Raw genomic sequence first — 2009 nt, forward strand, 5'->3', positions numbered from 1 at the left:
GGGTGTTTTTGCCCATCCCCTCGAAAAGGTGGATTAAGGGATCTCCCTAAAAACAAATCCCCGTTAAAAGGCGCTTCCTTATGCAAGAATAGCGCCATTTAATGGAATAACTAAATTCTGACCTCTTCCATAAAATTACTTAATAAACTAACGCACCCCGATAGCGAGTATTTGGGTTGGGAGAAAATCGTATTAAACTGAGGGAGTTTAAGGTTTAAGTATTATCCTCCACAATTTAATTTTTAAAAATGTCAATTAGCTTTTTTATCGCACTAACTACTACTTCTGGTTCATCATTTTGTATAAAATGAGCACTGTTTTCAGCAATCACCAATTCACCATCTGAGGATATTTCAAGAATCTCTCTCTGCATGTCATTCCATAACTCTTGTGATTCCTTTGAATAATGAGCTTTCTTACCAGCTGAAAGAACAATTAATGGGACATTTAATTTAAGTCTGGTTTCTTTTAATTGCTTTAGACTTTCCATAAATTCATCATAATTGCCTTCATAAACAAATTGCTTGTTGTATGCTTGTTGAAAATCTTGTGACATCGTTGGGAGAAATCTTTCTCTGTAATCTTCAGGCGTAGAGTCAACTAAGACAAGTCCGCAAACTTCATTATGATATTCAGTTGCATATATCCGCATATTAACTCCACCAAATGAGTGACCAACTAATATGTACGGAGGTTTAATATTGGCTTCAATAAGAAGTTCCTTCAATTCTTTTACCATCTCACGGCTGGTTCTGGGGTTTGAACTTGTTTCACTTTTCCCAAGTCCTGCTCTATCATAAATTAGAACATTAGAGAGCATTGAAATATCCCCAATTACTGAATCCCAAGCCTTGGAAAAGTCTCCATATCCAGCGTCCATTATTATTGTTGGTTTTCCATTATTTTCCCCTATCAATTTAGCATATAGTTTACAATCACTTATTTGCACAAACATTTCTTTAGCCATTTAGTCCATTCCTCTCTTTTAGCCAACTATCATTAGTTAAAATTCAACAATTTTATGACATTCCTTCTTAATGTGTTTAAACTATCAAATGGTTGATTCTTGATTGTCAATGTCACTTTGATATTCAAGAATATCCCCAGGTTGACAGTCCAATGCCTTACAAATAGCTTCTAAAGTTGATAATCGAATCGCTTTAGCCTTTCCATTTTTCAAAATAGAAAGGTTAGCCATTGTGATTCCAACTCTTTCAGATAGTTCTGTTACACTCATTTTTCTTTTAGCTAACATCACATCGATATTGATTATAATTGCCACTGTTTCACCTCAGACCGTAAAATCATTTTCTGATTTTATATCTAAAACGTTTTTTAATAATTTCTGAAGAACCGCAGTGAAGACTGCAATAACAACAGAAGTAAAAATAATTGTTAATCCGATAATTGCTATTCCTGGGTGTAAGGCGTTTTGAGACATAAGAACGATGGTCCCTATCAAATATAAGATACTGATTGTAATTGCACAGTATTTTATATATTTCAAAACCTTTACAGACAATTCCGAAAAAGCATTGTTATTTTCAATGTAGTTTAAAAGTTTTAAAGCTTGATACAGAGCAAGGAAAAATGGTATCACAGTTACATACAAACCGATTAATACAGGATATTGCAAAAAAGCAAACTCCGGAAACATTTCTGCCGTATCATTTGCTAACCAAGGCAACCAAAATATACACAAGGCGAGTACCGTAATCCCAATAAGAAAAACAGCTATCTTTAAAAAAACAGTTGTTCCTCGTTTCATAAAAATGCACCTCACTTATTTATCGTTTTACAATAAATCATTATCCATATGCAATATATTATTGTTTTTTTTAAACAACCCCTTTTATTCTTATTTTTAGACTAAAATAAAAAGCATTCATCATTATAAAATACTTCACAATCCTTAGCTATTTAATTTATCTCTTGTTCAACTAAATGGTCCGTACGTGGAGCAAAAATTCCACACTCAATTCTTTGGGTTCTTTTTTGTTTATAAAGGT

At 33.1% G+C, this 2009-nt stretch carries 3 protein-coding genes; all 3 read right to left on the reverse strand.

The genetic code is table 11. The annotated features are described in order from the left end of the window. Nucleotides 1-235 precede the first annotated feature (235 nt). Nucleotides 236-967, reverse strand: coding sequence for an alpha/beta fold hydrolase (locus PDQ33_RS28745; protein WP_001040756.1), 732 nt, complete (start codon nt 965-967; stop codon nt 236-238). 84 nt (nt 968-1051) lie between these two features. Further along, the gene (locus PDQ33_RS28750; protein WP_000974627.1) at nt 1052-1282 is read right to left on the reverse strand and encodes a helix-turn-helix domain-containing protein; all 231 of its coding nucleotides are present in this window, start codon (nt 1280-1282) and stop codon (nt 1052-1054) included. Between the two features lie 9 nt (nt 1283-1291). Beyond that, a complete protein-coding gene (locus PDQ33_RS28755; protein ID WP_000820334.1) occupies nt 1292-1768 on the reverse strand; it encodes a DUF2975 domain-containing protein in 477 nt (158 codons plus the stop codon). Nucleotides 1769-2009: the final 241 nt, after the last annotated feature.

This window comes from Bacillus cereus group sp. Bc031 (assembly GCF_027716265.1).
GTDB classification, from domain to species: domain Bacteria; phylum Bacillota; class Bacilli; order Bacillales; family Bacillaceae_G; genus Bacillus_A; species Bacillus_A paranthracis.